This window comes from Micromonospora sp. IBSANI012 (assembly GCF_052814045.1).
This window is the reverse complement of record NZ_CP199933.1, coordinates 169,899-190,805: the sequence shown is the minus strand read 5'-3', so window position 1 is coordinate 190,805 and position 20,907 is coordinate 169,899. Positions and strand designations below refer to the sequence as shown.

The 20,907-nt window shown below is 73.6% G+C and carries 16 protein-coding genes; 8 read left to right on the top strand and 8 right to left on the bottom strand.

The window, feature by feature from the left end; genetic code table 11:
* Window positions 1–47: 47 nt before the first annotated feature.
* The 3 genes from purD to ACTWM8_RS00920 all read right to left on the bottom strand — a co-directional run bounded on the left by purD (window position 48) and on the right by ACTWM8_RS00920 (window position 3,819).
* The gene (purD, locus tag ACTWM8_RS00930; RefSeq protein WP_446212125.1) at window positions 48–1,295 is read right to left on the bottom strand and encodes a phosphoribosylamine--glycine ligase; all 1,248 of its coding nucleotides are present in this window, start codon (window positions 1,293–1,295) and stop codon (window positions 48–50) included.
* 144 nt (window positions 1,296–1,439) lie between these two features.
* Window positions 1,440–2,345, bottom strand: coding sequence for a type IV toxin-antitoxin system AbiEi family antitoxin domain-containing protein (locus ACTWM8_RS00925; RefSeq protein WP_446212124.1), 906 nt, complete (start codon window positions 2,343–2,345; stop codon window positions 1,440–1,442).
* Window positions 2,346–2,529: 184 nt separating this feature from the next.
* A complete protein-coding gene (locus ACTWM8_RS00920) occupies window positions 2,530–3,819 on the bottom strand; it encodes an adenylosuccinate synthase (protein WP_446212123.1) in 1,290 nt (429 codons plus the stop codon).
* Between the two features lie 122 nt (window positions 3,820–3,941).
* Between ACTWM8_RS00920 and ACTWM8_RS00915 the strand changes: the two genes are divergently transcribed.
* Window positions 3,942–4,952: a hypothetical protein gene (locus ACTWM8_RS00915; protein ID WP_446212122.1), complete on the top strand. Its 1,011-nt coding sequence runs from the start codon at window positions 3,942–3,944 to the stop codon at window positions 4,950–4,952.
* Window positions 4,953–5,028: 76 nt separating this feature from the next.
* On the top strand, window positions 5,029–7,593 hold the full coding sequence (locus ACTWM8_RS00910; protein WP_446212121.1) for a chromosome partitioning protein: 2,565 nt from the start codon (window positions 5,029–5,031) through the stop codon (window positions 7,591–7,593).
* 46 nt (window positions 7,594–7,639) lie between these two features.
* Here ACTWM8_RS00910 and ACTWM8_RS00905 read toward each other — a convergent pair whose 3' ends face one another.
* Window positions 7,640–8,068, bottom strand: a complete 429-nt coding sequence (locus ACTWM8_RS00905; RefSeq protein ID WP_357611112.1) for a DUF3151 domain-containing protein — start codon at window positions 8,066–8,068, stop codon at window positions 7,640–7,642.
* Window positions 8,069–8,319: 251 nt separating this feature from the next.
* Here ACTWM8_RS00905 and ACTWM8_RS00900 point away from each other — a divergent pair, with 251 nt between their 5' ends.
* Window positions 8,320–9,525, top strand: coding sequence for an LOG family protein (locus ACTWM8_RS00900; protein ID WP_446212120.1), 1,206 nt, complete (start codon window positions 8,320–8,322; stop codon window positions 9,523–9,525).
* Between the two features lie 52 nt (window positions 9,526–9,577).
* Here ACTWM8_RS00900 and fbaA read toward each other — a convergent pair whose 3' ends face one another.
* A complete protein-coding gene (fbaA, locus tag ACTWM8_RS00895; RefSeq protein ID WP_179802580.1) occupies window positions 9,578–10,600 on the bottom strand; it encodes a class II fructose-bisphosphate aldolase in 1,023 nt (340 codons plus the stop codon).
* A 126-nt stretch (window positions 10,601–10,726) separates the two neighbouring features.
* A complete protein-coding gene (locus tag ACTWM8_RS00890; protein ID WP_446212119.1) occupies window positions 10,727–11,110 on the bottom strand; it encodes a phage holin family protein in 384 nt (127 codons plus the stop codon).
* A gap of 131 nt (window positions 11,111–11,241) precedes the next feature.
* On the opposite strand from ACTWM8_RS00890, the gene ACTWM8_RS00885 reads away from it, so the two are divergent.
* Window positions 11,242–11,454, top strand: a complete 213-nt coding sequence (locus ACTWM8_RS00885) for a hypothetical protein (protein ID WP_334572268.1) — start codon at window positions 11,242–11,244, stop codon at window positions 11,452–11,454.
* On the opposite strand, the gene ACTWM8_RS00880 is transcribed toward ACTWM8_RS00885, so the two are convergent.
* Together ACTWM8_RS00880 and ACTWM8_RS00875 are read right to left on the bottom strand one after the other, a co-directional pair.
* Window positions 11,445–12,536 (bottom strand): LCP family protein, encoded by a 1,092-nt coding sequence (locus tag ACTWM8_RS00880; protein WP_446212118.1) that lies wholly within the window; start codon window positions 12,534–12,536, stop codon window positions 11,445–11,447. The two genes, ACTWM8_RS00885 and ACTWM8_RS00880, sit on opposite strands and share 10 nt — an antisense overlap.
* Complete coding sequence (locus ACTWM8_RS00875) at window positions 12,533–13,018, bottom strand: SigE family RNA polymerase sigma factor (RefSeq protein WP_446212117.1); 486 nt, start codon at window positions 13,016–13,018, stop codon at window positions 12,533–12,535. The genes ACTWM8_RS00880 and ACTWM8_RS00875 overlap by 4 nt, the downstream gene beginning before the upstream one ends.
* A 144-nt stretch (window positions 13,019–13,162) precedes the next feature.
* On the opposite strand from ACTWM8_RS00875, the gene ACTWM8_RS00870 reads away from it, so the two are divergent.
* The 4 genes from ACTWM8_RS00870 (at window position 13,163) to ACTWM8_RS00855 (ending at window position 20,782) form a co-directional block, all read left to right on the top strand.
* Window positions 13,163–14,671, top strand: a complete 1,509-nt coding sequence (locus ACTWM8_RS00870; protein ID WP_446212116.1) for an LPXTG cell wall anchor domain-containing protein — start codon at window positions 13,163–13,165, stop codon at window positions 14,669–14,671.
* Window positions 14,672–14,860: 189 nt separating this feature from the next.
* Window positions 14,861–16,396 carry an LPXTG cell wall anchor domain-containing protein gene (locus ACTWM8_RS00865; protein ID WP_446212115.1) on the top strand — a complete coding sequence of 512 codons (1,536 nt, stop codon included), beginning with the start codon at window positions 14,861–14,863 and terminating at the stop codon, window positions 16,394–16,396.
* A gap of 295 nt (window positions 16,397–16,691) precedes the next feature.
* Window positions 16,692–18,266, top strand: a complete 1,575-nt coding sequence (locus tag ACTWM8_RS00860; protein WP_446212114.1) for a 3' terminal RNA ribose 2'-O-methyltransferase Hen1 — start codon at window positions 16,692–16,694, stop codon at window positions 18,264–18,266.
* On the top strand, window positions 18,263–20,782 hold the full coding sequence (locus ACTWM8_RS00855) for a polynucleotide kinase-phosphatase (protein ID WP_446212113.1): 2,520 nt from the start codon (window positions 18,263–18,265) through the stop codon (window positions 20,780–20,782). The genes ACTWM8_RS00860 and ACTWM8_RS00855 overlap by 4 nt, the downstream gene beginning before the upstream one ends.
* Window positions 20,783–20,907: the final 125 nt, after the last annotated feature.

Sequence of the window (20,907 nt, the reverse complement as noted above, 5' to 3'; positions counted from 1 at the left end):
CCTCACCTCACCGTTCAAACGGAGGTTGCGGTGCCGGAGGTTGCCCGTCAGTCGGGAACGGCGATCCGACCGTCGACCGCGGCGGCGGCGATGTCGGTGCGGTGGTGCGAGCCGGCCAGCTCGACGCCGCGTACCAGGGCGTAGGCGGCGTCCCGCGCGGCGGCGAGGTCCGGACCGGTGGCCGTACCGCAGAGGACCCGGCCCCCGGCGGAGAGCAACGCGCCGTCCGCGGCCCGGCGGGTGCCGGCGTGGATGATACCGGCGCGGTCCGCGCCGGTGATCACATCACCGGTACGCGGGGACGCGGGGTAGCCGTCGGCGGCGACCACGACCGTGACGGCGGCGCCGTCGCGCCAGCGCAGCGCCGGGTGCGCGGCCAGCGTGCCGGTGGCCGCGGCGTGCAGCAGCCCGGCCAGTGGGGTCTCCAGCAGGGCGAGGACCACCTGGGTCTCCGGGTCGCCGAAGCGGGCGTTGAACTCGATCACCCGGGGGCCGGCGGCGGTCAGCGCCAGGCCCACGTAGAGCAACCCGGCGAACGGGGTGCCCCGGCGGCGCATCTCCGCCAGCGTCGGGTGCACGACGTCGCGCATCACCTCGTCGACCAGGCCGGGCGGCGCCCAGGGCAGCGGCGCGTACGCGCCCATGCCGCCGGTGTTCGGGCCGCTGTCGCTGTCGCCGACCCGCTTGAAGTCCTGCGCCGGGAGCAGCGGCAGCGCCGCCTCGCCGTCGGTGACCACGAAGAGCGAGACCTCGGGCCCGGCGAGGTACTCCTCGACGACGACCCGGCCGCACTCCTGCGCGTGCGTCAGCGCGGCGTCCCGGTCCTCGGTGACGACGACGCCCTTGCCGGCGGCCAGCCCGTCGTTCTTCACCACGTACGGTGCACCGAAATCGTCCAGGGCCCGGGCGGTGCTCTCGGCGTCCGTGCAGGTGTGGGCGCGCGCGGTCGGCACGCCGGCCGCCGTCATGATCTCCTTGGCGAAGGTCTTGGAACCCTCCAGCCGAGCCGCCTCGGCCGACGGGCCGAACGCCGCGATGCCCTTGGCCCGCACCGCGTCCGCGACCCCGGCGACCAGCGGCGCCTCCGGCCCGATCACCACCAGATCGGCCTGCACCTCGACCGCGAGCGCCGCCACGGCCTCCGGGTCCGCGGCCGCCACGTCGCGCAGCTCGGCGATGCCGGCGATCCCCGGATTCCCCGGCGCCGCGATCACCCCCTCGACACTCGGGTCGCCGACCAACCCCAGCGCGAGCGCATGCTCCCGCCCCCCACCACCCACAAGAAGAACCCGCACGCCGGCGATCCTACCGACCCCCACCCCCACCCCTGTTGATCAAGAAGTTTGCGTCTCAATACGGCCCTTCGGAGACCGAAACTTCTTGGTCGACAAGGGGTACCTGACCGCCGGGACCGGTGGGCGGGTGGGTGGGTGGGTGGGTCAGGGGGCGCGGAGGGCGGCCTTCACGGTGTAGGGGATGTAGTCGGGGCGGAGGGTGTCGGACCAGGTGAAGCGGAGGATCCGCCAACCGGCGTTGATCAGGCGGTTCTGCCTCGTCCGGTCCTCGTAGACCGCCTGCGGTGTGCGGTGCGGGTCGTGGCCGTCTGCCTCGGCGATCAGGCGTGCGGCTCGCCAGCCGAGGTCGCCGATACCGAGCAGATAGCCGTCGTGGTCGCGTACCTCCAACTGGAGCGCGTCGGGCGGGACCCCACCATCGACACACCGCAGCCGGGTCCGCGTCTCCAGCGGCGACTGCGCCCGTCCGTCCGCCTCCGCCAGGTGACTCCTGGCCGCGACGGCGCCCCGACGACCCGCGATCAGAGCGGGGATCGACGAGAGGTCGGCACCGGTGACCAGCTGCCGGTGCAGCCCGCAGTCCAGCGCACTCACGGCGGCATAGCGGTCCGCCCGGAGGATGACGTCGGCAAGCGTCCGCAGCGGGGTGGTGGCGGGCACACCGGCGACCCGGCAGGTGTCGCCCCGGCCGACGGTCAACTGGTGCACCACCAGAGCCGGGTCGGTGGGACGTTGAGGGCGCGGACGGTCCACCGGCACCGAGACGTGGATGGCCGAAGTCGGCCTGAGGCCGCCGATGCGGTGCAACTCGGCGGCGGTGTCGAGCACGGCGAACGCGCCGGCGCCGAGACTCGTGACCGCCGCCCGGATGCGGGCCTGGCGCAGCGCATCCCCGCTCACCTCGGATGCCGGCACGAAGCACCCACGCGCCACCCGAAGCCACCGACCTGACCGGCACAGGTGCCGAATCTGATCCCGGCTGTAACCGGCGGTCAACGCCTGGGCGACGGTCACCACCCCGCCGTGCCGCAACGCGCCGAACTCACCCACCCACCCAGCCTGCCCCCGCCCACCCCCACAGACGACCCCCTGTGGACAACCGCCCCAACCCTGTGGACAACCACCTCAGCTGTGCCGGTGATCAAGAAGTTTGCGTCCGGATTCGGCCCGAACTTGACGCAAACCTCTTGATCACCGAGGCGCAGCCAGCGCGGCCGGGTGGAGGCCCGGGGGGTTAGGGGAGGAGGGGGTGGCGGACTACGTTTTCTTCGCGGCCGGGGCCTACTCCCACCACGCTGACGCGGGTGCCGGTGATCTCTTCGATCCTGGCGATGTAGCGGCGGGCGTTTTCGGGGAGGTCGGACTCGGTTCTCGCCTTGGTGATGTCTTCCCACCAGCCGTCGAGCTCTTCGTAGATCGGCGTGGCGTGGTGGAAGTCGGTCTGGGTCATCGGCATGTCGTCGAAGCGCTCGCCGTTGATCTCGTACCCGACGCAGATCGGCACCTTCGCCATGCCGGTGAGCACGTCGAGCTTGGTGACGACCAGGTCCGTGACGCCGTTGAGGCGGCAGGCGTACCGGGCGACGACCGCGTCGAACCAGCCGGCGCGGCGCTCCCGGCCGGTGGTGGTGCCGTACTCATGGCCGATCTTGACCAGGTGCCGGCCGTTGTCGTCGAACAGCTCGGTCGGGAACGGCCCCGCGCCCACCCGGGTGGTGTACGCCTTGCTCACCGCGATCACCCGGTTGATCGCCGTCGGCGGGATGCCCGCGCCCACGCACGCCCCGCCGGCCGTCGGGTTCGACGAGGTCACGAAGGGGTAGGTGCCGTGGTCCATGTCGAGCATGGTGGCCTGAGCGCCCTCCAGCAGCACCGTCTCGCCGCGGTCCAGCGCGTCCCAGAGCATCACCCGGGTCTCGGCGATGTACGGCCGGAGGCGCTCCGCGTACTGGAGGTACTCCTCGATCGTCGCGTCGACGTCGATCGCCTTGCGGTTGTAGATCTTGAACAGCAGTTGGTTCTTCTCGCGCAACGCGAGTTCCAGCTTCTTGCGCAGGATGCCCGGGTCGAGCAGGTCCTGGAGCCGGATGCCCATCCGGGCGACCTTGTCGCCGTACGCCGGGCCGATGCCCCGCCCGGTGGTGCCGATCCGCGAGCTACCGAGGTAGCGCTCGACCACCCGGTCCAGCGCCCGGTGGTGCGGCATGATCAGGTGGGCGTCGCCGGAGATGCGCAGCCGGGAGACGTCCACGCCGCGCTCGGCGAGCCCGTCGATCTCGGCGAGCAGCACCTTCGGGTCGACCACCACGCCGTTGCCGATGACGATCATCGCGCTCGGCGAGAGCGCCCCGGACGGCATCAGGTGCAGCGCGTACTTCTGCCCGTCCGGAGTGATCACCGTGTGACCGGCGTTGTTGCCGCCGGAGTAGCGCACGACGTAGTCGACCCGCTCACCCAGCAGGTCGGTAACCTTGCCCTTGCCCTCGTCGCCCCACTGAGCGCCGATGAGCACGATCGCTGGCATCTCTTCCGCCTCCAGAAGGCTCGGGTGCCAGGTGGCGACCGGTTGGCGAGCCCGGGGTGTCAGGCTAACAAGTAGTGACGGCGGGACCGGCAGGGGTCGCGTCGAGAGGCAGGAGGCTCGGAGTGTACGACGTGGTGCTGCTCACCCTCGGCTCGGAGCGGGACGCTCCCGGTGGGGGCTGCGGCAGCGGCGGAGCCTGCTGCGGTGGCGCGACCGAGTCTGCCGGCGCGGAAGCGCCGAAGCCGACCGAGGAGCGCTGCGAGACGCCGCGCGTACCGGTGCTGGCCTGCGCGGACGCGCTGACCGCCCGGGGCGCCCGGGTGGAGACCGTCACCGCCCGATCGGACGCCGAGATCGACGAGGTGCTGGCCCGGCTCGACGCCCCCGCCCGCCCCGACGGCCTCACCTGGCCGGATCCCGACTCCAAGACCCGGCTGGTCGTCGCCACGGCCAGTGACGCACAGTTGCGCGCCGTCCTGCGCCGGCTGGTCCGGCGGTACGCCCCACCGCCCAGCCGCCGCCCGGCCGAGCTGGCCGGCAACCGCACGGTGCCGGACCTGCCGCCGATCGGCGTACTCCCGCTCGACCCCGCCCGGAGTGGCACGCGGAGTGACCTGGCGGCGCAGCTCGGGCTGCCCCGCGACCCGGCGGCGGTGGCCGCCGCGGTGCTCGACGGCACCGCCCGCCGACTCGACCTGCTGCGCAACGACGCCGGCTCGGTGACCCTGGACGGCGCGCTGCTCGGCGCGTCCGACGACGCGGGGCGCCCGCTGCACTGGCGCGGCCGGGTCGAGGTGGACGACGCGGTGCTCTCCGACGGCGAGGACCCGATCCTGGCCTGCGCGATCGGCAACGCCGGCGGGTACGCGTCCCTGGACGGGCTGCCGCTGCTGACCGCTCCGGACCCGACCGACGGCGTGGTCGAGGTGGCGGTGGCCGTGCCGGTGGTCACCCGGAAGGCGTTCGGCCGGAAGCGGATCCGGTTCGAGGTCCGCCGGGCCCGGGGCCGGGCGGTCGCGGTCGTCCCCCGGGACGAGAAGGTCCCCTTCCTGGACGACGGTGTGGAGGGCGAACTGAGCCGCAAGCGGTCCTGGTGGACCGAGGCGGGCGCCTGGGCGGTCTGGACGAGCTGACCCGGAACGGCGCTCCGCTACGTTCCGTGACCGGAACGGGACGGCCTATCCTCGGCAGGAGGAATGGGGAGGAACCGTGGTGGACGAGAACGCCGACCGGGGCCGGCTGCCCGGCCCGCATGCGGTGCCGGAGCGGGACATCGAACCGCTCTGGCCGCCCGACGCGACCGACACCGCCCCGACCTGGGGCGTCCAGGCCTCACCGCTGTACCCGTCGCTGACCGCCGAGGTCAACGCCGCCCCCGCCGCCGACGGCTGGACGGCACCCCCGCCGGACGGCGACTGGGCGTCCCTGCGCGCCGACGAACCGGCCCCGCCGATGCCGCCGTACGCGGCCGGTCCCGACTGGCCCGCCACGCCGGCCGATGCGGGCGAGGAATACGCCTCCCATCTCGGCCACGACACCAGCGCCGGTGAGGGTGCCGCCACTGGCGGCGCCCCGGTGAGCGCTGGCGGCGGCCCGGTCGGTGGGGAGAGTGCGCGCGGCCTGGCCGGTGTCGAACACCTGGCTGGCGGCGGCCCGCCCACGACGGGGTTCGCGGCGAACGGGAACGGCGGGGCCGGCACGAACGGCGGCGCCACCGGCCCGGACGGCCCGGTCACCGGGTATGCGGCTGCGGCCACCGACGGAGACACCGCCTTGACCGGGAGCGGCACGACCAGCGGCCTGGGCATTCCGGCCACGAGCGGCGCGCCGGACAGCCCGACCACTCCGGCCACGGGCGACACGACCACCGACCCGAGCCCAACCCCCGACGAAAGCTTCGCCGGACACGGCGCCCTGGCCACGAACGGCACGGCGAACAGCCCGAACACTCCCGCCACGGGCGACACGACCACCGACCCGAACGCCACCCCCGACGGCACCTTCGCCGGACCCGGCATCCCGGCCACCAACGGCACCGCACCCGGCCCGAACATCTCCACCGTGAGCGGCACTGCCGCCGGCCCGAGCATCCCAGCGACCAACGGCAGGACCGAACCCGGAATGGTGGCCGAGGCGGGCTTACCGGCCGGGCACGCCGCGGTGGGCCCAGCGTCCGGAAAGGCCTGGCCGCAAGCCGAGCCGGAGCCGGCGGAGAACGCCGGACGGCCGGGACGCACCGCCCCGGCACCCCGCGTGGGGCAGCCCGCCCCGGTCGACCTCGACCTGCCCTTCACCCTGGACCAGCCCATCACCGCACCCCCGCCGCACACCGCGCCGGGCACCCCGGTCGTACCCGTGGCGAGCATCCCGCAGGCGGCCCGGGGACAGGGCGAGTCGCCGTGGGCCCAGCCACCCCAACGCTCCGCCGCCGCCAGCGACCCGGCGATGCGCGGCGACCCAGCGATGCGGGGCGATCACGGCGAAGCCGCATTCGGGGACGAGGCGATCGGCAGCGCAACGGTGCCGGGCCAGCCCGCGGAGCCCACACCCCCGGCGCCGAAGCTGGGTCCGTTCCCGCCCTCGCCGGGCACGCCGCTGGCGCCGCCCGGCCCGCATCCGCCGACGGAGTACCCACCGGGGCCCACGCTCGCGGTGCCGCCTGCGCACGCCGGCCCGCCGCAGCCCGGGCCGATGACCCCCGGGCCGCCGGGGCCGCCCGCCGGGTGGTACCAGCCGTCCTGGCAGGAGGGCACCCCGCCGGCCGGGCTGCCCCGGCAGTCGTACCCGGAGCCGCCGGCGCGGGCGGCGCAGGGCGGCTACCCGGACGCGGGCTGGACGCCGGACGGCGCATCGGCGCCGACCGCTGAGGACTTCGCCCGCCGCCGGCAGGCCCGCCCGGCCGACCCGGTCGCCACCATGGGGGTACGGGCGGTGGTCAACAAGATCGGCCTGAAGCTGCCGCCGGGGCGGCACGAGCAGGAGATCAAGCGGGACGTCGAGATGGTCCGCCGCAACTTCGGCGGGCTGCGCCAGGTGACCGTGGTGAACCCGAAGGGCGGCGCCGGCAAGACGGTGGCCATCCTGCTGCTCGCGATGACCTTCGGTCAGAAGCGCGGCGGGTACGTGCTGGCCTGGGACAACAACGAGACCCAGGGCACCCTGGGCATGCGCGCCCAGCAGGACTTCCACTCCCGTACGGTCCGGGACATGCTGCGCGACCTCGGGCAGTTCCAGGGCGCGCACGGCCGGATCGGTGACCTGTCGCAGTACGTCCGCTCGCAGGGCGAGGGGATGTTCGACGTGCTCGCCTCGGACGAGTCGGCCACCGGCGGCGAGATGCTCACCGCGGCGGCCTTCGCGGAGATCCGTGAGGTGGTCAGCCGGTTCTACAAGCTGATCTTCGTGGACACCGGGAACAACGTCCGGGCGCAGAACTGGCAGGCCGCGATGGACGCCACCGACCAGTTGGTGGTGACCATGTCGGCCCGGAACGACTCGGCGGAGACGGCCGCCCGGATGCTCGACCACCTGGAGCAGAGCGGCCGGCAGCGGCTGGTCCGGCAGGCGGTGACGGTGGTGTCGATGCCGCCGTCCCGCAAGGAGATCGACCTGCCGGCGATCCAGGAGCACTTCGCCGCCCGCACCCGGGCGGTGCTGCTCGCGCCGTACGAGCGTCTGATCGACACCGGGGAGCCGATCCGGTACGGCGGGCTCTCCTCCGCGACGCGGGACGCCTGGCTGAAGATCGCCGCCGCGGTGGCCGAGGGGCTGTAGCCGCGACGGCCGGCCCGGTCAGCGCCGGGCCGGCCGCCGCGACGGGTCACTCGCTGCCGAGGGCGTCCCCGGCGGCCGGGTCGCAGTCGCGCAGGAACTGCGCGCAGCGGGCCGCCTCGTCCGCCTCGCCGATCTCGCCCGCCGCCCGGGACAGGACGTACAGGCAGCGGAGGAAGCCCTGGTTGGGGCCGTGCGACCAGGGCACCGGCCCGTGACCCTTCCAGCCGCTGCGACGCAGCTGGTCCAGGCCCCGGTGATAGCCGGTGCGGGCGTAGGCGTACGCGGGGATGACCTGGCCGGCGTTGAAGGCCCGGGTCGCCAGCACCGCCCAGGCCGCGCTGTAGGTCGGGAAGCGGGCCGCGACCTCGGCGTACGCCTCGTCGGTGCCCTTCTCGGCGGCGGCCGCGAGCGTGGCGTCGGCCTCTTCGTGCGCGGGCAGGAGGGTGGCCGGTGGCTCAGGCAACAGGTTCTGCATCGTCCCATTCAACCGGCTTCGCCCCACCGCGCGCGAGAGGATCGGCCCGGCGCGCTGGCTGAACGGGGGAGGCGTCCGTCACGCCTGCGGCCCATGCCGCCGCGAGATGTTTTCCATTACAACTATTAATCCGGAGCCTCCCCAGGACCCGGTTACGCAGGAGCCCGGTGGTTTCGACCGCCGGGCTCCTGTCGTCCCGGTCCCGGGACCGGCAGGTTTGGGCCATTGCCCGGCCCGGGCAGGATGGCCTGGTGCCGACCCCACCTCCCGCGGACGTCATCGCGCCGCACGACACCAGCCACGACGAGATCGAGACCCGCGCCGAGTTCGACCGGCGGCTGGCCACCGGCAGCCTCGCCGGCCTGACCGTGCAGGGGCTCCGCCTCGACCTGGACCCGACCCCCGACCTGACCCGCACCGAGGTCGCCGGCACCCTCTTCGTCGGCTGCCGGTTCGCCTCCCGGGAGGTGGGTGCCGACCTGGTCCGGCGCGGGGCGAACGTGGTGCCGCCCTTCTCCGGCCTGCCGTACCCGACCCAGCCGTCGCACCTCTACACCCCCGAGGAACTGGCCGCCGGGTTCGCCGAGGGCGGCTTCGCCGGGATGTACGACACCCGGGTGTACGCGCACTTCCGCGAGCACGGCGGCGCGCTGCCGGACGTCCGGGAGGCGCTCGGCCAGCGGCTGCACGACCACGGCGTGGACAACGCGCTGGTCGACGCCACCCGGTCCTGGCTCGCGGAGCACGGGCCGCAGTCGGTGGTGGGGGTGATGGGCGGGCACGCCGTCCCGCGCGGCAGCGTGCCGTACCGGATGGCGGCGGTGCTGGGTTGGGAGCTGGCGCGGGCCGACCGGCTGGTGGTGACCGGCGGCGGACCGGGCGTGATGGAGGCGGCCAACCTCGGCGCGTTCCTCGCCGGCTGGCCGGCCGAGGAGCTGACCGCCGCGATCGATCTGCTCGCCGCGGCGCCGGACTTCACCGACCACGACCGCTACACGGCGGCGGCGCTGGCGGTCCGCGAGCGGTACGCGACCGGGCCGGCCGTTCCGCAGCAGCGGGCGCCGGAGCTCGACTGGGCCCGCTCCGGCGGGCTGGCGATCCCCACCTGGCTGTACGGGCACGAACCGGCGAACCTCTTCGCCGGGCGGATCGCCAAGTACTTCTCCAACGCCATCCGGGAGGACACGATCCTGCGGCTGGCCCGGGGCGGGATCGTCTTCGCGCCCGGCCGGGCGGGCACCGTGCAGGAGGTGTTCCAGGCGGCGACGAAGACCTACTACGGCACCGACGGGGCGAGCGGGGCGTACGTCTTCCTGGACCGCGCGTACTGGACCCGGGAGCTGCCGATCGAGTCGCTGCTGCGGCCGCTGTTCGCGGCGTCCCCGTTCGGTGACCTGTCGACCACCGTGCACCTGACCGACGACGTCCGGGAGGCCGTCCGGGTGCTCACCGCCTGAGACGCCGACGGCCGGCTCCCGATCCGGGAGCCGGCCGTCGTGCTGACAGCTGTTACTTCAGCTTGGTGCCGGTCGAGCGCAGGTGCTCGCAGGCCTCCACGACGCGGGCGGCCATGCCGGCCTCGGCGGCCTTGCCCCAGACGCGCGGGTCGTACATCTTCTTGTTGCCGACCTCGCCGTCGACCTTCAGCACGCCGTCGTAGTTGCGGAACATGTGGTCCGCGACCGGACGGGTGAAGGTGTACTGGGTGTCGGTGTCGATGTTCATCTTGACCACGCCGTAGTCCAGCGCCTCGCGGATCTCCGACAGCAGCGAGCCCGAGCCGCCGTGGAAGACCAGGCTGAGCGGCTTCTCCTTGCCGTACTTGGCGCCGACCGCCATCTGGATGTGGTCGAGGACCTCGGGGCGAAGCTTGACGTTGCCCGGCTTGTAGACGCCGTGCACGTTGCCGAAGGTCAGCGCCGCCATGTAGCGGCCCTTCTCGCCGAGGCCGAGCGCCTCCACCATGGCCAGGCCGTCCTCGACCGTGGTGTAGAGCTTCTCGTTGATGGCGTTCTCGACGCCGTCCTCCTCGCCACCGACCACGCCGACCTCGATCTCGAGGACGATCTTGCCCTTGGCGGCCTCGTCGAGGAGCTGCGCGGCGATCTCCATGTTCTCCGCCACCGGCACGGCCGAGCCGTCCCACATGTGCGACTGGAAGAGCGGCTCCTCGCCGCGCTTCACCCGCTCCTGGGAGATCCCCATCAGCGGCCGGACGAACTTGTCCAGCTTGTCCTTCGGGCAGTGATCGGTGTGCAGCGCGATGTTGACCGGGTAGTTCTTGGCCACCTCGCGGGCGTACGCGGCGAACGCCACCGCGCCGGTGACCATGTCCTTGACCGACGGGCCGGACAGGTACTCGGCACCACCGGTGGAGACCTGGATGATGCCGTCGCTCTCCGCGTCGGCGAAGCCCTTCAGCGCCGCGTTCAGCGTCTGCGAGGACGTCACGTTGATCGCCGGGTACGCGAACCGGCCGGACTTGGCCCGGTCCAGCATCTCCGCGTAAGTCTCGGGGGAAGCGATGGGCATGTCGAACGCTCCTTACTTACCGCTCTCGGCCGAGCTGGCCGCTGTCTTCCATCGGGTGCGCCGGACCGCGCTGTCCACCGCCGGCAGTATCCCGTAGAAGGTGGCGGCCGGCACAACCGCCTCCCCTCACCGGTCATCCAGACTGTCCGGTACGGCGACGCTGATCAGCCAGCTCACCACCGCCATCACGATGGCCCCCCAGAAGGCGGCCCAGAAACCGTCCACCCGGAACGGCAGGTCGAGCCCCCGCGCGATCCAGTCCGTCAGCAGGAACAGCAGCGCGTTCACCACCAGCGCGATCAGACCGAGGGTGAGCAGGTAGAACACGCAGCCGACCACCTTGATGACCGGCTTGAGCACGGCGTTGACCACGCCGAAGATCAGCGCCACCACGATCAGGGTGAACGCCGTCTCGGCGCCGTTGCGGCCGGTCACGTCGACGCCGGGCACGATCAGCGTGGTGACCCACAGCGCGACCGCGGTGATCGCCAGCCGGATCAGGAAGCCCACGCCCCCATCCTGGCACCGCCGGGAGGCCCCGGTGGGACGATCCACCGAGTCCGCATGCCGCGCCCACCGGGCACCCGCGCCGCGCAGCCCGTACGGTGTGGGGGGTAGTCCGCCGGAACCAGGGAGGGACCATGGGTCAGCCCGACGAGGACTTCGCGCCGAGCGACCACCTCAGCCCGGAGGAGCGCGACCTGGAGGCCGAGCCGGCCGACGCGGTCGAGCAGGCCGCCTCGATCGACCCGGGCGACGCCGAGACCGAGCCGCACCGTGGCTTGGAGGTCGGCGACTGGGACGCGATGGAGCAGGCCCGGGTGGTCACCGGCGACGAGGACGACTACCGCTGAGACCCCAGGGCGGTCACCCGGTCGGGGTTCGCCGCCGCCCACTCGGCCAGCCGGTCCTGGCGTAGCGCGGTCAGCAGGGCCGGTGCGGCGCGCTCGTCGAGCAGCAGGTTGCCCGGCCGCTTCGGCGATTCGACGGTCGGCAGCGCGAGGCCGACCGGGGCGGCCCGGGACGCCTGCACGGTGCGCGCGAGAAGGTCCGGCAGCGAGGCGTCGGCGGTGTCGGTGACCAGGTCCGGGCCGAGTACGGCCAACAGCCGGCTGAGTGCCACCGGATTGTGCAGGGCGCCCCCACTGTCGAGTTGCCGCACCAGCCCCGCCGCGTAGCGCTGGGCGTTGCGGTCCCGGTCCTGGGCCCCCCAGGTCATGCCGTAACGCTGTCGGAGCAGGTCGACCGAGCCGGTGCCGTCCAGCCGCTGGCAGCCGGCCGGGAAGACGCGTCGGGTGTGCACCGAGCGGACCTGCTCCGGCAGGCAGACCTCCACCCCGCCGACGCCGTCGGTGAGTCGCCGCAGCACCGGGTACGTCAACACCGCGCCGGCGTCGATGCGTACGCCGGTGGCGTCGCCGACCACCCGACGGGTCAGGTCGTAGCCCCGGCGCAGGTCGGGCCGCGATGCGGTGGCGCCGAACTGGAAGGAGCTGTTCAGCTTGTTGGTGCCGTGCCCGGGGATCGCCACCATCAGGTCGCGCGGCAGCGACACGAGATAGAGCCGGCTCCGGTCCGCCGGGACGTGCACCAGCAGCACCGAGTCGGCGAGGCGGACGGAATCGGCGCCGTGGACCCGCGATTCGGGGGCACCGTCCACCCCGACCAGCAGCACGTTCAGCGCGCCGCCGGGCGCGACCCGGTCGGCGAGGAACTCCGCGGTGGCGGTGTGCCCGCCGAGCGACGGGACGACCCGCGGCACCGCGAGGCCCAGCAACCCCAGCACCGCCAGCGCGCCGGCCCCGGCCTGGAGCCGACGGTGCCGGCGACGACGGCGTACGACGATCCGGTCGACGGCCGCCCGCAGCGGCCCGGCCGGCGGGGTGAGCGACTCGTGCCGCGCGAAGGCGGCCCGCAGCTCCTCCTCGACGGTCATGAGCAGACCTCCAGGTGTTCGGCGCGCAGCGTGGCCAGCGCCCGGGAGATGGACGAGCGGACGGTCCCGACGGCGCAGCCGAGAACCTCGGCGATCTCCGCGTCCGGCAGGTCCTCGTAGTAGCGGAGCACCAGGCTGGCGCGCTGCCGGCGGGGCAACCGGGCCAGCAGGGACCAGACCTGGTCCCGGTCCACGGCGTCCTGTGCGTGGTCGGCGGCCGGCGGCGCGGACTCGTCCGGCTCGCCGCGCAGCAGCACCCGACGCATCCAGGAGCCCCGCCGCCAGTCGACGTACTGGTTGGTCAGCATCCGGCGCACGTAGCGCTCCGGGGAATCCGCCCGGGCCACCCTCCGCCAGTTCAGCTGGACCCGGACCATCGTGTCCTGCACCAGGTCCTGCGCCTGGTGCGGATCGCCGGTCAGCATGACCGCGTACCGCAGCAGCGCGGTCAGCCGCGAGTCGGCGAACTCCTCGTACGTCACTGCACCTCCCGGTGTCCCGACCCTGATGACGGGAGTGGGCGCCCGAAACGTTGCGCCGCCCGCTCGCCGGGCGCGGCAGGCCGGCGGCGAGTGACATCCGTGAGAGGCTGGCCACGCTCCGCAATCAATAGGGGAGGACAGTCGATGCTCCGGCACTCCATCCGGCGCTCGCTCGCCGGCGCGGCCGTCGCGGGCGCGTTCCTGGCCGCCACCGCCGGTCCCGCGATCGCGGCCGGCGAACTCCGCATCGCCGCCCGGGACCTGCTGGTCGCCCCGGGACACACCGCTCCCGGCGCGGTACGGGTCGACTTCGACGGCTACCCCTCCCCCGACGGCCGCCCGGTGACCCTCGACATCGAGCTGTCCGAGTGGGACTCGCTGGGCACCTTCACGGTGACCGACGACGGCGGGTGGGACTGCGTCCGGCGCGCCGACACCCTGCGCTGCCTGGGCGCTTTCGGCAGGTGGAGCCGGACGCCCACCCTCTACTTCCGGCTCACCGCGCGGGCCGACGCCCCGCTGGACGGGCGGGCCGAGCTGACCGTAACGGGCTCCTCGACCGTCGGCACGGCCACCCGGAAGATCACGGTCAGCGTGGTCGAGGGCGTCGACCTGGTGACCGAGCCGAAGACCGCGCTGCGCGCCGGACCCGGCGGCACCGTCGACCTGACCAGCACCGTACGCAATGCCGGCCCGGTGCCGGTGCACGGCGCGGTGCTGACCCTCGACGCCGACATGGACGTCCTGTCGGCCGACAACTTCCGCAACTGTCGACGCCAGGAGGCGAGGCTCACCATCTGCCGGTTCGACACCGAACTGGCGCCCGGGGTCAGCTACCGGCTGTCGGCACCGCTGCCGCTCACCCTCAGGACGCTCCTGCGCAGCGGCCTCGTGCTGCCCAACCGCCTGCAGTGGTGGACCCCCGACGACTGGGCGCTGGTCGAGCAGGACCCGGACGTGCCGCTCCCACCGGACACCCCCGGCACCGGCGACGAGTTGCGCCTGGTGGCGCAGCCGACGGCGCGGCAGACCGACACCGCCGCCTGGAACAGCTGGACCGCGGTGAGCATCACCGTCACCGGCGACCGGACCGCGGATGCGGCCGCCGTCGGGGGGCGGGTCAGCGCCAAGGTCGGCGACCGGGTGACGGTGACGCCCGGATTCCGCAACCTCGGGCCCACGGCGGTGGAGACCTGGCGGGAGATCCCGCTGGTGCGGTTCCGCATCCCCGACGGGACCACTGCGATCGAGGTGCACTGGGGATGCGCGCCGATCGGCGCCGGCCCCTGGAAACCCGGCGACACGTTCGGCCAACCCGGGGCCCGGGAGTACGGCTGCAGCGGCCCGGGCGACATTGCCGGTGTCGGCGAGACCGTCTCGTACTCCTTCACCCTGCGGGTGGACCGGCTGCCGCGGCCAACCGCCGGGCGAGTGACCATCGATGTCGAGGCCGACACCGACCCCGCCAACGACCGGGCGGAGATCGTGCTCGTGCCGGCGGCCGGAACCGGCGGCAACGGCGGTGGCGACGACTCGTTGCCCATCACCGGCGGATCGACCGCCCTGACGCTGGCCGTCGGCGGGCTGCTGCTCGCCGCCGGTACGACGGGGGTCCTGCTGGCCCGCCGCCGACGCACCGATTTCATCGCCTGACCAGCGCCGCGTCACGCCCCGTCGCCGCCCTGGCGACGGGGCGTCGCCATGGTCCGCCCGATGCGCCGAAGATGCTCAGCCGTTCGGCTCGTTTGCCTGCTCCGGACGCCATTCGGGGTGACGCGGTGTTTTAAGGAGTCCTTAAGATCCGCAGGCTCCACCTGGACACCCCCACGGGAGGAACCCCCAATGCTCACGCACTCCACCCGGCGCTGGCTCGCCGGGTTGGGCGTCGCAGGCGCGATCGTCGCCGCCTCCGCCACCCCCGCCCACGCGGCGGACCCCCTGGAGATCGCCGCCTGGGACGTCCTCGTCGCCCCGGAACACACCACGTACAACTTCATCGCCACGTACATCGCGGGCGAGGAAGAGCTGAAGAGCGCGACCCTGGACCTGGACCTGTCCGAGGTCAACGACGTCGCCACCATCGAGCTGGCCACCTCCGACTGGGAGTGCGTCCCCTCCGGCGACACCCTGCACTGCGAGGCGGAGGCCGAGGAGTGGGGCGTGCCCAGCCTCGACTACTACCTGACCGCCAAGGCGGACGCGAAGCCCGGGCAAAAGGCCGAGCTGGGCATCAAGGCGACCGGCGGCGGCCAGGCGGCCAGCAGCAGCGTCACGGTCACCATCGCCGAGGGCGTCGACCTCCAGTCCGAGCCGGAGGCCACGGTCGACGGCGATCCGGGCGCCACCGTGGGGCTGACCGGCGACGTGGTCCGCAACTCGGGCGACAACACGGCGCACGGCGCGGTGCTGCGGCTGCAGGCCGACTACCTCAGCTCGTACGTCGGTAACTTCAGCAACTGCGAAGACATCGAGTACCTGGCCGTCATCTGCACCTTCGACACCGACCTGGAGCCGGGCAAGAGCTACCGGCTCTCGGAGAAGCTCCCGGTCAAGCTGGACAAGGGTGCCCGTACGGGCAGCACGCTGCAGAACTACGTCGACTGGTTGACCAAGGACGACTGGGCCCAGATTATCGACGATCCCGGGTTCCCGCTGCCGCCGGGCACCCCGGGCACCGGTGACAAGCTCAGCCTGGTCGAGCTGCCGGCCGCGCGGCAGGCGTCCGTCCCGCAGACCGACGTGGACCAGTCGAACAACTTCACGGTCGTCGACATCAAGGTCGGCGGCGACAACTGGGCCGACCTGGCCGCCGTGGGCGGCACCGCCACCGGCAAGGTCGGCGACAAGGTCACGGTGACCGCCGGCTTCACGAACCTGGGTCCCGCCACGGTGGACGGCTGGCGGCTCACCAAGCCGATCGTGACCGTGGAGATTCCGCAGGGCACCGAGGCGATCGAGGTCTCGGAGGAGTGCGCGCCGTACGACAAGGACAGCGAGGAGCCCTGGTATCCCTGGGATCACGCGGGTGAGCCGGGCGCCGACCTGTACGGCTGCATCTCCGCCGGGGACCCGGAGCCGGGCGTGGGCGGCTCGTACCCGTTCACCCTGCGGATCGACAAGTTGACCGGGCCGACCTCCGGCAAGGTGATCACCCACCTGGACGGCGACCCGAAGGCGGACAACAACGAGGCGGCCGTCGTCATCAAGCCGGGCAACGGCAACCCGGGCGACGGTGGCAACGGTGGCGGCGACGGTGGCTCGCTGCCGATCACCGGTGAGAACACGGGCCTGATCGCCGGCATCGGCGGCCTGCTGCTCGCCGCCGGCGTCGGCGGCTACGTGGTGGCCCGCCGCCGCCGGACCCGCTTCGTCGCCTGATTCACCCCGCACCACCCGGCGCCCCGTCGACCCCAGGTCGGCGGGGCGCCGCCGTCCCCGCCGAGGGCAGACCGCCGGCCAACCTGTCCTCCACTCAGCACGTCCGCCCCTGACCCGACCCCGGACCAGCACCAGCACCAGCACCAGCACCACCCAGATCCCGAACCAGAAGCAGCACGCCGGCAGCACCCTGAGCCGGCGCACGCCGCTCAACCCCGTCGGTTTCCGGGGGAGCCCCACCCACAGGGAGAAAAACAGGGCGACGCAAGATCGAAACCCCTGAGACCATGAGCCCGTGCTGCTCACCCTGACCACCACCCACCGGCCGGCGACCGACCTCGGGTACCTGCTGGTCAAGCACCCTGACCGGGTCCAGTCGTTCGAACTCCCGGCGGGCACCGCGCACGTCTTCTACCCGGAGGCGGGCGAGGAGCGGTGCACCGCCGCCCTGCTGGTCGACATCGACCCGCAGCGGCTCGGCACGGGTCGGGGTCGCGGGCGCCGGCAGGCCAGCACCCCGGAGAGCTTCACCCTCGGGCAGTACGTCAACGACCGGGCGTACGCCGCGTCCAGCCTGCTCGCCTCGGCACTGTCCACGGTGTTCCGGTCGGCGCTGCGCGGCGAGTCCCGGGACCGCCCGGAGCTGGCCGGCACCGCGATCCCGCTGGAGGTACGGGTGCCGGTGCTGCGCTGCCGCGGCGGCGCCGACGTGGCGGGGCGGCTCTTCGCCCCGCTGGGCTGGACGGTCACCGCCACCCCTATCCCCCTGGACGAGCAGCACCCCGACTGGGGTGACAGCCGGTACGTCGACCTCGTCCTGACCGGCACCCTCCGGGTCGCCGACGCCCTCAACCACCTGTACGTCCTGCTGCCCGTCCTGGACGACGCGAAGCACTACTGGGTGGCACCGGACGAGATCGACAAGCTACTCCGCGCCGGCGCGGGCTGGCTGGCCGACCACCCGGAGCGGGCCCTGATCACCCGTCGCTACCTGGCCCACCGGCGGGCGCTGGCCGGGCAGGCGCTGGCCCGGCTGACCGAGCTGCGCCTCGCCGACGAGCCCCTGCCCGACGACAGCATCGACGAGCCCCCGGCCGACCCGCGACCCGTGGCCGACGTGCCCGGACCCGACGCCGGCACCCCGCAGAGCGAGGCCGGTGCAGCGGGACACGAAGGCGGAGCGGCCGTGACGACGGACGCGGCCGGACCGGGGCGGGCGTCGCTGGCGGTACGGCGGCGCGAGGCGGTGCTCGCCGCGCTCGCAGCCAGCGGCGCGACCCGGGTGCTCGACCTCGGCTGTGGTGGCGGGGCGCTGCTCACCGCCCTGGTCGCCGACCGGCGCTTCACGGAGGTCGTCGGCACCGACGTCTCCACCCACGCGCTGACGCTGGCCGCCCGCCGGCTGCGCCTGGACCGGCTGCCGGAGCGGCAGCGCGACCGGATCCGGCTCTGGCAGTCCGCCCTCACCTACCGGGACGACCGGCTGCGCGGCTACGACGCGGCGGTGCTGATGGAGGTGATCGAGCATCTCGACCCGCCCCGGCTGCCGGCGCTGGAGGACGCGGTGCTGGGCCACGCCCGGCCGGGCACCGTGGTGGTGACCACGCCGAACGTCGAGTACAACGTCCGCTACGAGGGGCTGCCGGCGGGGCGGTTCCGGCACGCCGACCACCGCTTCGAGTGGACCCGCGCCGAGTTCGCCGACTGGGTCGGGCGGGTGGCTGCGACGTACGGCTACACCGCCACGATCGGCGGCGTCGGGGAGGAGGACCCGGAGGTGGGCGCCCCCACCCAGTTGGCCGTCCTGACCACGATCGAAAGCACTACGACCGAGAACACCACGACCGACCGGAAGGAGGAGCGCCGATGACCACCCTCGACATCCCCGAGCTGGCCCTGGTGGCGCTGGTCGGCGTCTCCGGATCGGGCAAGTCGACCTTCGCCCGCCGGCACTTCCTGCCCAGCCAGGTGCTCTCCTCGGACATGTTCCGGGCGATGGTCGCCGACGACGAGAACGACCAGTCCGCCTCCGCCGACGCGTTCGAGGCGTTGCACCACATCGCCGCGACCCGGCTGCGTCGGGGCCGGTTGACGGTGGTCGACGCGACCAACCTCCAGTCGCACGCCCGGGCCGCGCTGGTCCGGGTGGCCCGGGAGCACGACGTGCTGCCGGTGGCGATCGTGCTGGACGTGCCGGAGGCGCTGGCCTGGGAGCGGACCGAGGGGCGGACCGACCGGACCTTCGGCCGGCAGGTGCTGATCCGGATGCAGCGGGACCTGCGCCGGACGTACGGGCTGCTGGCCCGGGAGGGCTTCCGCAAGGTGCACGTGCTGCGCGGCGTCGAGCAGATCGAGACCGCGGAGATCCGGTACGAGAAGCTCTTCAACGACCGGCGGGAGCTGACCGGGCCGTTCGACATCGTCGGTGACGTGCACGGCTGCCGGGAGGAGTTGGAGGCGCTGCTGCTCCGGCTCGGCTGGTCGCTGCGCCGCGACGACGCGGGCCGCCCGGTGGACGCGGTGCACCCGGCTGGTCGTACCGCTGTCTTCGTGGGTGACCTGGTGGACCGCGGCCCGGACTCCCCCGGCGTGCTCCGCCTGGTGATGGGGATGGTGGCGGCCGGGCACGCGATCTGCGTGCCGGGCAACCACGAGCAGAAGCTGCTGCGCAAGCTGCGCGGCCGGGACGTGCGGCTCACCCACGGCCTGGCCGAGACGATGGCCCAGCTGGAGTCGGAGCCGGCGGAGTTCGTCGCGGAGGTCGCCGCCTTCGTCGACGGCCTGGTCAGCCACTTCGTGCTGGACGGCGGTCGGCTGGTGGTCGCGCACGCCGGCCTGAAGGAGGCCTATCAGGGCCGCGCGTCCGGCCGGGTCCGCGCGTTCGCGCTCTTCGGGGAGACCACCGGGGAGACCGACGAGTACGGCCTGCCGGTGCGCTACCCGTGGGCCCGCGACTACCGGGGCTCGGCCATGGTCGTGTACGGCCACACGCCGACCCCGGAGCCGGAGTGGGTGAACAACACCATCTGCATCGACACCGGCTGCGTCTTCGGCGGCCGGCTCACCGCCCTGCGCTACCCGGAGAAGGAGCTGGTCGCCGTCCCGGCGGTCAAGGAGTGGTACGCCCCGGTCCGCCCGCTGGTCAGCGCCCCGGCCCGACCGGACACGGTGCTGGACCTGGCGGACGTCACCGGCCGCCGGCACCTCGAGCACGCGTACGGGACGCTGACCGTGCCGGCGGAGAACGCCGCCGCCGCGCTGGAGGTGATGAGCCGGTTCGCGGTCGACCCGGGCCGGCTGGTCTGGTTGCCGCCCACCATGGCGCCCTGCTCGACCGCCACGGTCGAGGGCTTCCTGGAGCACCCGGCGCAGGCGTTCGAGGACTACCGGGCGGCGGGCGTGGACCGGGTGGTCTGCGAGGAGAAGCACATGGGCTCGCGGGCGGTGGTGCTGGTGGAGCGGGAGCCCACCGGTGGGCCGTTCGGCGGCGGCGTGGTGCACACCCGCACCGGCCGGCCGTTCTTCGGCGCACCGCTCGACGAGCAGTTGCTGGCCCGGGTACGCGCGGCGGTGACCGCCGCCGGCCTCTGGGCCGAGCTGGGCACCGACGCGCTGCTGCTCGACTGCGAGCTGCTGCCCTGGTCGGCGAAGGCGGGCGGGCTGATCCGCGAGCAGTACGCCAGCGTCGGCGCGGCCGGCCGGGCGGCGCTGCCGGCGGTGCTCGCCACGCTGGATGCCGCCGCGACCCGGGGGCTGCCGGTGGACGGGCTGCGGGAGCGGATGGCGGCCCGCCGCGCCGAGGTGGACGGCTATTCGGCGGCCTACCGGGCGTACGTGGCGCCGACCGACGGGCTGCGCGGGGTGACCCTGGCGCCGTTCGCGGTGCTGGCGGGCGCGGGCGTGAGCTTCGCCGACCGGGACCACGGCTGGCACCTCGACCTGGCCGACCGGCTCTGCGCGGCCGACCCGGAGTTCTTCACCCCGACCCGGCGGCAGGTGGTCGACCTCGCCGACGCCGCCGCGGTGGCGGCGGCCACCGACTGGTGGCTGGAGCTGACGTCGGCCGGGGGCGAGGGCATGGTGGTCAAGCCGTACGCGGGGCTGGCCGCCCGGTCGGCGCGCGGCTCGCTGCTCCAGCCGGGGATCAAGTGCCGGGGCCGGGAGTACCTGCGGATCATCTACGGCCCGGGCTACACCGCCCCGGATCAGCTCGCCGCGCTGCGCCGCCGTTCGCTCGGCCGCAAGCGGGGCCTGGCCCTGCGCGAGCACGCCCTCGGCCTCGCCGCCCTCGACGCGTTCGCCGACGACGCCCCGCTCTGGCGCCGCCACGAACTCGTCTTCGCCATCCTGGCCTGCGAATCCGAACCCGTCGACCCCCGCCTCTGAACCCGCCCCCACCCCCGAGATCCGCGCACTCTCCGAGCAAGCGCGGCCACTTCGCGCTCGATGGCCACGCTTTCCCTGAAAGTGCGCGCAAACGCGGGGGTGCGGGAGGGGGGCGGGGGTGGGGC